General features: G+C 68.5%; 7 protein-coding genes. All 7 read right to left on the minus strand.

The window, feature by feature from the left end:
* Positions 1–59: 59 nt before the first annotated feature.
* Positions 60–656: a hypothetical protein gene (locus tag DW298_RS00155; RefSeq protein WP_136040481.1), complete on the minus strand. Its 597-nt coding sequence runs from the start codon at positions 654–656 to the stop codon at positions 60–62.
* On the minus strand, positions 647–1,216 hold the full coding sequence (locus DW298_RS00160; protein ID WP_136040482.1) for a hypothetical protein: 570 nt from the start codon (positions 1,214–1,216) through the stop codon (positions 647–649). Before DW298_RS00160 ends, DW298_RS00155 begins: the two co-directional genes overlap by 10 nt.
* On the minus strand, positions 1,213–1,659 hold the full coding sequence (locus tag DW298_RS00165) for a hypothetical protein (RefSeq protein ID WP_136040483.1): 447 nt from the start codon (positions 1,657–1,659) through the stop codon (positions 1,213–1,215). The genes DW298_RS00160 and DW298_RS00165 overlap by 4 nt, the downstream gene beginning before the upstream one ends.
* A gap of 52 nt (positions 1,660–1,711) precedes the next feature.
* The gene (locus DW298_RS00170; protein WP_136040484.1) at positions 1,712–2,998 is read right to left on the minus strand and encodes a DUF2721 domain-containing protein; all 1,287 of its coding nucleotides are present in this window, start codon (positions 2,996–2,998) and stop codon (positions 1,712–1,714) included.
* Positions 2,998–3,327: a hypothetical protein gene (locus DW298_RS00175; RefSeq protein WP_136040485.1), complete on the minus strand. Its 330-nt coding sequence runs from the start codon at positions 3,325–3,327 to the stop codon at positions 2,998–3,000. Before DW298_RS00175 ends, DW298_RS00170 begins: the two co-directional genes overlap by 1 nt.
* A gap of 111 nt (positions 3,328–3,438) precedes the next feature.
* The gene (locus DW298_RS00180) at positions 3,439–7,938 is read right to left on the minus strand and encodes an FtsK/SpoIIIE domain-containing protein (protein WP_136040486.1); all 4,500 of its coding nucleotides are present in this window, start codon (positions 7,936–7,938) and stop codon (positions 3,439–3,441) included.
* A 43-nt stretch (positions 7,939–7,981) separates the two neighbouring features.
* Positions 7,982–8,396 (minus strand): FHA domain-containing protein (locus tag DW298_RS00185; RefSeq protein ID WP_136040487.1); only part of this gene is annotated, 415 nt, incomplete at its 5' end.

Genomic DNA, 8,396 nt, shown 5'->3' on the forward strand with positions numbered 1-8,396 from the left:
GCATCCGACGGACACCGTCGATGGGGACAACTCCCCATCCCCGAGCAGTGCGTGCACGCTCACGCCGTGCGGAAGCGGAACGTGCGGAACATCTCCTCCACCTCCGGCTGGACGGCTTCCAACCGGACGGGATCCTCGTCGAGAAAGTCGAGCAGGAAGATGAGCCCGTCACGCACACCGATGGATCGGACCGCGCCGACAGTCATGACCGGGGACCCTTCCCTCGTCACGTCCTCTATCTCCGCGCTCACGGCAACGTTGACGGCGACGTCGAAAGCGGTTCCCTCGAGGATGCTCCAGGTCTGCACGAACCCGCCGATGCCCAACCGCGCGTACTGCAGCAGGTCTTCGGCCGTGGTCGCCGACGTCTCGCCGATGTAGAGATGGATGACGATCGGATAGCCGCCGACATACTCCGTGCGCCAGAAACGCTCGTGCGCACCCCCGGGAATCGGGGTCGGCGCCGCCTGCAGCGCCAACGCCTGCTCGGTCAGCAGCTCGGCGGTGGACTCCGCCCCGGTGCCCGCGAGCAGATCTGAAGCCAGCAAAGATGCCCACTCCTGCGCCGTGGCGAACTCACTCCACGGAAAGCTGAACGGAATCGGGACCCAGCGGCGACCGTCGACGGTGAAGTCGTACTGCAGCTCTACTGCCACCGGAAGGTCTCCATGATCGAATCGGCGAGCTCGATGGCAGCTTCCACGAGGAGCGGATCCGCATCGTCCGGATAGGGCAGCGAGGCGGTGAAGACGAGCCCACGACGGGAGTTCTCCTCCGGCAGCGCGAAGCCGTACCCGACCGAGCGGACGGCGATCCCCTCGAGCTCACCCTCACCGGGCTTCGTCCACTCCCAGCGGAGGATCGGCCCGATGGCCGTGTCGAAAGTCACGATCTCGGCCGTCGTCAGCGTGCGGAGGCCGGCCGCGAAGGTGGAACCGGCCGAGGCGACCTGCTGGCGGACCGCGATCGACAGCGGCAGATGGGTCAGCCCCTCGACCTCCCGATCGGCGAGATAGATGCTGTGGGTGCGGGTCTGTTCCAGTCGACGCCACTGCGAGGTGGCCAGCATCCGCAGCCGCACGTCGAGCTCAGGCTGCCCCAGCTGTTTCATCCGGGACGACACCTTCGCGATGTACCGCTTCCGCCCCTCTTCATCGACACGGTACTGCGACCAGCCGGGGGGCATCATGATGCGGAACCCGCTGAGGGCCGTCATCCGCGAGCACTCTCCCGGGAGCGGGCTCGGGCTCGGGCCGCCACTATGCCGAGGAGCAGCACCCCGAGCGCCACGAGGAAGTAGAACGATGTGGTCCACTGCGTCCCGATGAATCCGTTGTTGAAACGAGTTGGATCTTCGGGCGTGGCAAGGGCCCAGCCGAACGCGCATACTGCGGCAGCCACCGTGGGGCCGATCAGCCGGCGCACCCCGGGAACATCGGATGCGCGGGTCGTGACTGCGACGGCGATCGCGAAGATGACAGCGAGCAACCCGATGATGACGAGTGGAGTAGTCGGAACGACGAACAGCGGATAAGGGAAGACGACGTCCCACATCGGGTCCTTGGCCTCGCCCACCTGGCCGCCCGAGAATATCAGCGAGCCAATGAGGTAAGAGACCATCAACGTCGGCGGCACGAGCACCACCACGCCAAAAGCCACACGAAGGAACTTACCCACCGATACCGATCTGCCATGGTCCGCTGTCACGCGTTCAGCCTACCCGGACGTCACGAAGGCCCGGGATCTCGGGCTGGCTGCCGAAGATGCCCATCAGATCCGCGGTGCTGAAGCCGCCCCACGCCATCACGTTGACGGTCTGCCGGATCGCGCCGGGAAGGCTGGCCGCGGTGGAGGAGACGAACTGCTGGACGCCGGGATTGGTGGCGTACGGCGAGCTGCGCAGGGTGTTGAGGAAGGTCGAGGTCTGGGCCGTCTGCGATCCCCCGAACCTGATCGCGTCGAACGGATTGGTGAGCATCCCCGGTTTCGGCAGCGCCCGCGCCGACTGGACGGGCGCGAACAGCCAGCGGAAGGGCGTACCCCACGTCGTCGGCCTCAGGAACGAGAACCGGGGCAGATCCGACCGGATCGCGGCGGTGACGACACCACGACCGCCCTGGACGACGCTCGACAGCGTGGGAACTCCCCGAGACAGCAGCTTGCCGAGACCGAAAGGGAGCAACCCGACCGCGCTCCAGGCGACATCGCTCAATGTCGCCCGGCCGAACGCGAACTTCAACGTGGTCAGCAGGAAAGACGCCGCCGCCAGGACGAAGATGATGGCCCCGAGCAACCCGGTCAGCGGCGCGCCGATGACCAGAGCGATGATGCTGAGCACCACCAGGACGATCGCGATGACGTTGAGCACCTGGTCGATGAACTCCCAGAAGCCGTCGTTGTTCCCGGCCGTATCGATGGCCTTCTCGATGCCGTCCACGGCGGCGTCGTAGGCGTCGGACCACTCGTCGAAGACGCTGTCGAACGCGGACCACATCTCATTGCGCGCGGTCGTGGCGTTCGTCAGGCTCGTCGCTGCCGCCGATGCCGAGGATTCGGCGTCGTCCAGCGCGTCCGCTTCCGCCGAGTCGGCTTCGGCCCCCGCAGCGCGCGACGTCGCCAGGCTGGCGGCGAGATCCGCGTCTTCCTTCTCGTCGAGAGCGGCCTGATACGCCCGCTCCGCCGCCTCGACCTCCCCGATGTTGCTCGCCAGCCAGGAGTTGGCGACGCCCAGTGCCTCGCCGTACGTCGTCAGTGTCTTGCCCGTGCCGGAGTAGCGGGTGGCCGCAGCAGAAAGGTCGGTCGCGGTCTCGGTCGCCATCTCGGCGAGCTTGTCGGTGCCTTTGCTCTTGTGCACGGACGAGTCGCCGATGCTCTTCAGCTGGGTCGCGGTCTCGTCCATCGTCGTGGCGAGCGTCGTGAGCTGGTTGCCCCGAGCGACGATATCGGCCGCGTTGCCTTCGAGGATCTGGAGCTCGTTGCCGGTATTCGGAGACCGCATCAGACCGCCCTGCTCGCGCTGACCTGCTGCGTGCTCGTCGACCCCTCGAGCTCACTCGCGGTCGACGTGTCCCATTCGGTCCAGCCGTCGATGATCGACGTGAGCTGGTCCTTGATGTTCGTGAGGTTCTCCTGCAGCTTCCCGCGCTTGTCGCGCCAGGCCACCTCGAAATCGATGACCTGGTTCAACAGGTCGCCCCGTCCGTCCGGGCGCTTGATCGCGCCCTCCAGGTCGTCATTGGTGTTCGCCGCCTGGTCGAACTCCCCGATCGCCGCTTCCAGACCCGATTTCGCGTCCTTCAGCTGAGCGAGGTCGAGCATGATGTCCATCTGGCGTCTCCCCTCCGGTCTTTCCTGCACGGCGACGGCAACCGTCCCGGCTCCGAAACACTAACAACCCCTCATCGACTCCGTCGATGGGGACAACTCCCCACCACGGGCCTACCCCTCGACGAGCGGCAGCTGCACCGTGACCTGACGCCCCGCCTGGACGAAGATTCCTCGCCCCTCGGGGAAGTCGGTTCGCTTGACCTTCGGGAACGGCACCTTGAACACGGCGTCGCCGTCGAACGAGTCGGGCTTGAGGATGATGCCCTTTCGCCCGGCCTTGAAGTCGCCGATGAACCCGAACCCGCTCGTCACCTGCGTGACATCCGCGTCGCCGATCAGCAGGTGGTCGCTGCGGTTGATGGCCTGGAACAGCGCCTTCATCTCGCGCTCGGCGGGGCTGTCGGCGAACTGCGGCACGTCTTCGACGACGACCAGCACCCGCGTCGGAAGCGCCTCGTCGGCGATCAGCTCGGTGATCTCCTTGGCCAGCTCCTTCGCCTCCTCCGGCGTGACGGCACTGCGCGTCCACGGGACGTAGTCCTTGAGCTGGGCGCGACGCCCACCGAAGTGGAACAGCACGACGGCCGGATCGAGGCGCCGCATCGACGTGATGATCGCCTTGAGCGCGTTCGTCTTTCCAGCCAGCGGCGGACCGGCGACGACGAACGTGCCGACCGGGTCGAAGTCGCGTGCGGCCAGCGTGTCCTCCGCGACGCCGAGCACCGGGAACTCGCCGATCCGGTCGGGCAGATCGCGCACGGACAGCCGGGTGGGCAGCGCGCCGATCTCGGGCACCTCCCTGGCCCCGGCGGCACGCAGCTTCTCGGCGAGCTGTTCGAGGAGCTTCGTCTGTTCGGCCACGTTCGGGGTGCCGCCGAGCGTGGCGATCTGCGTCTCGCGACCGTCGATGATCGCGCGACCGGGGGCAGATCGCTCGTCCAGCACATCCTTGGGGGCGTTGAGCATCGCGTAGCCGGACTCGTCCGAGAGACGCAGCACGACGCGGCGCGAGACGTTCGCGCTGACCGCCGTCGGCACCGAGCCCGAGCGGTCGGCACTCGCGACGACGTGCACGCCGAGCGGCCGCCCCTCGCCCAGGATCCGCATGAAGGTCTGGTAGAACGGCATCCGCGCGGTCGTCGACTCCCACTCGCCGCGGAACTGCGGGAAGCCGTCGATCAGCAGCACGATGCGCGCCTCGGCCTTGCCGGTGATCTCCCGGTACTCGGTGAGGCTCGACGCATTGGCCGCGCTGAAGCGCTTGCCGCGGTCGTCGAGCACCCGGGCGAGGGAGCGCAGCACCCGCTGCACGCGCTCGGCGTCGTCGCCCGAGATGATCGACCCGACATGCGGCAGCACCTCCAGGCTCTTGAGCGCCCCGGAACCGAAGTCGAGTCCGTAAACCTCGACGTTCGAGTGCGCCGGATCGAAGCCCGCCGCGATCGCGATCGTCCGCAGCACGGTGGATTTGCCCGAGCCGCTGGTGCCGTAGACGAGGAGAGAGCCGTCCTTGTCGGGGTGGAAGTACGCCGGCTCCTGCAACTGCCGTTCCGGAACGTCCATCTTGCCCAGCAGCACCTGACCGTCGCCGAGGACGGGGAGGTCGCGCATATCGACGGCCCCCTCCAGGTCGTCGAGCCACGGCCGCCGGGGCGCGGGGATGCGTGCCGCGCGTGCCGCGTTCACGAGCGTCGCCACGATGCGCTTCTGGTCGTTCGGCCCGAGGTCCTCGTCGTGCGAGTCCGACTCGGGAGCCTGCTCGGCCTCCCAGGTCTGGATGGAACCGAAGCGCAGCTCCGCCACCTTGACCTCGGCGACCTGCGCCTCGTCGGTCGTCCAGCCACCGGCATACGCCGACTGGAACGGCACGAGACGGCCGGGGCCGGTCTTCGCGATGCCGCGACCGGGCAGCGAGGGCGGGAAGGATGCGGCCACCGGGTCGTCGACCACGTCCTTGGAATCGGACTCGTCGGCCATGCGCAGCGCGACGCGCAGGTTCGTGTTCGCGCGGAGGTTGTCCTTGATGACACCCGCCGGGCGCTGCGTGGCCATGATGAGGTGGATGCCGAGCGAACGACCGCGCTGGGCGATGTCGACGACGCCGTCGACGAACTCCGGCACCTCGCCCGCGAGCGCAGCGAACTCGTCGATCACGAGCACCAGCGCCGGCGGCGTCTCGGGGTCGCGGCGCTTCTCGAGCTCGAGCAGATCCTTGGCTTTCTTGCGATTGAAGAGGTGCTCACGGTGGTGCAGCTCGGCACGCAGGCTGGTGAGGGCGCGACGTACGAGGTGCGGGCTCAGGTCGGTCACGAGACCCACTGTGTGCGGCAGATCGACGCAGTCCGCGAACGCGGAGCCACCCTTGTAGTCGACGAACAGGAAGGTGACGCGGTCGGGGCTGTGCGCGGCGGCCATGCCGAGGACCCACGCCTGCAGGAACTCGCTCTTTCCCGCGCCGGTGGTGCCGCCGACGAGCGCGTGCGGGCCCTGTGTGCGCAGGTCGAGGGTCATCGCATCCGTCTGAGACTGTCCGACGATGGCACGCAGATTGCCGGCCTTCTTCAGCCGCGACTGCGGCGCTCCGGAGCGGTCGATGATCGTGTTGTTCTGCCGCCAGCGGTCGATGACCGCGTTCGCGTCCTCGGCGACCTCGTTGCCCACCAAGGAGAGGAAACTCACGGAGTTCGGGATGTCGGAGGAGTCTTCGATCACCGTGCTGGAGTCGACGACGGGTGCCAGACGCTTGGCGAACATGGTCATGTACGCGTGCGAGACCCCCTCGACCTGCACGCCGTGATAGTCCACGCCGCTGCGCACGGTGCCGACCGTAGCGCCGTCGAGGCCCGCACTGACATCCATGAACGTGCGGCACGCCGCGGGGAGGGCGGCGACGACCGGAGCGACGAACAATGCGTACACGCCGACGTCGGCACCGCGTTCGAGGATCTGGGTCAGCCGCGCGCGATCGACCGGTGCGTCGTTCGTGACGATGACCAGGACCGCCGTCTGCCCGGGGAAGGTCGCATCCTCCGCCGCGCGCTTGACATCGGTGCCGTAGCGCATCGGATCCCAGTCGTCGCCGTACGGGGGGCGGGCCGACTTCGCCTCGCGCGAGCGCCGCAGCACGATCTCCTCGAGACCGCTGAGGAGAGCCGCACCTGTGGAGGCGGAGTCGGCGAGGGGCATCTCCTTGAACGGGTTGCGCTCGCTGGAGGTGTGCGGCAGCCACTTGAGCCAGTCGAGCTCGTTGGCCCACCCCGGCTCGGTGAGGGCGACCGTGACCAGTTCGTTCGGCGAATGCGTGCCGAACAGCTGCACCGCGATCCCGCGCAGCGCGTCGCTCGCCAGCGAGGTGGGACCTGCCACGCCGATCGAGCCCACGCTCTGCAGCGACTCCAGGATCGGTACGTCGGCGATCATGCGGTACCGCTCCTCGAGACGGTCGACGCGCTCGACGTACTCGACCAGCGCCTCGGGGGTCTCGGTGCGCTTGATCCTGGTGCGCGCCACGTCTTCGCAGACACCCAGGCGCAGGGCCAGGAAGTTCCAGTGCTCGGGGCGCCGCGTCCACAGCAGGGGACCGAGGCGCATCGCCTCGTCGAAGACGACCGCGACCGCCGGAACCTCGTTCTGCCGCACCTCCCGCTCCTTCGGGTGCGCGTGGTACAGCCTCTCCTCGAGCCGCTCGAACTGCTCCTCGAACGACTCCACCTCCTTGCGCAGGCGCTGACCGATGTTGGTCTTCTGGGAGATGAAGTTGCCGAACATCATCATCGGCGAGGCGGCCGCGATCAGCAGGGACGCCGGCCGTCCCGTGATGCTGTACATCGTCACCGCCAGCAGGATCGGGGCGACGAGCATGGGCCAGGGGAACAGCCGCGAGACCTGATCGCGGGGATACCGCGGCTCGTCGAGATCCTGCCCGGCGAAGCGCTCCTCGACGCGCGGGCTGCGGTTGAACATGAGCGCTCCCCCGCGCTCGAGCACCGGATCGCCGGCGGCCGAGCCGTCGAAGTCGCTCACCATGTGCACCACGAACTCGCAGTCGCCGAGCGCGAAGGTCTGTCCGGGGATGACGCGCAGGCGCTGCACGAGCCCGCCGTCGACGAGGATGCCGTTCGCGGAGTTCAGATCCACGAGCTCGACGAAGGTGGCAGCGACCTCGATGCGCGCGTGCCGCTTCGAGACGAGCGGGTCGGCGATCGTGATGTCGTTCGCCGCGTCGCGACCGATCAGGAAATGGCCGACGGGCAGCGGGAACTCCTGGCCGGCGGCGGGACCGGCGATCACGCGGATCACGGCCGCAGGGCGCAGGCTCGCGCTCCCCACCGAGACCCGGTTCGGTCCGACGTTCACCACCTCGGCGAGGAAACCGGAGCCGATGGGCGCGTCGCCGACCAGCAGGTCGGGGTTGAGCATCGTGAGCTGCTCACTCGTGGGCGGAGCGACCGAGAGCGTGAGCACGTCCTCCGGCGCGGCGACGATGCCGCGGGTGGGGTCGGTCGTGGCGATCTGCCGCGCGACGTCGGCGATGGTCGCCGTCGAGTCCGCCATCACGACGACGTCGGTCAGGGGTGCTGCGGGTCGACGCAGGGTCAGCTTGACTCTCATCGCTCGTCCTCACCGCGCCGAGGGCGCATCACACTGCTTCGGGTCATGCCCGTTCCACCTGCAGGAAACGGTCGCCGAAGCGCACCGTGTCCCCGCTCTGCAGCTCGGCCGGGTGCCCGGCGACGAGCTCGGTCTCCGTGCCGCCTCGCACGATCGCGCTGCCGTTGGTCGACGCGCGGTCGACCACGAACACGCCGCGCCGCGCCGGCATCACGGCGATGTGCGTCTTGGACACCGAGCGGGTGTCGTCGACGACGGGCACCAGATGCGCGACGCCCTCGCCGGCGGCCGCGCTGGGCGAGCGTCCGAGCAGGGTCGTCCCCCGCACCTCGATGCGTTCACCGGTGTCGAGCACGAGGACGGCACGCACGCCGGCGGGCGCTGCCGGGGCGGCAGGCTCGGCGGCTGCGGCTGGCGCAGGCGCCGGAGCAGGAGTTGCGGCAGGCGTCGGCGCAGGA

This window comes from Microbacterium sp. A20 (assembly GCF_004794515.1).
GTDB lineage: Bacteria > Actinomycetota > Actinomycetes > Actinomycetales > Microbacteriaceae > Microbacterium.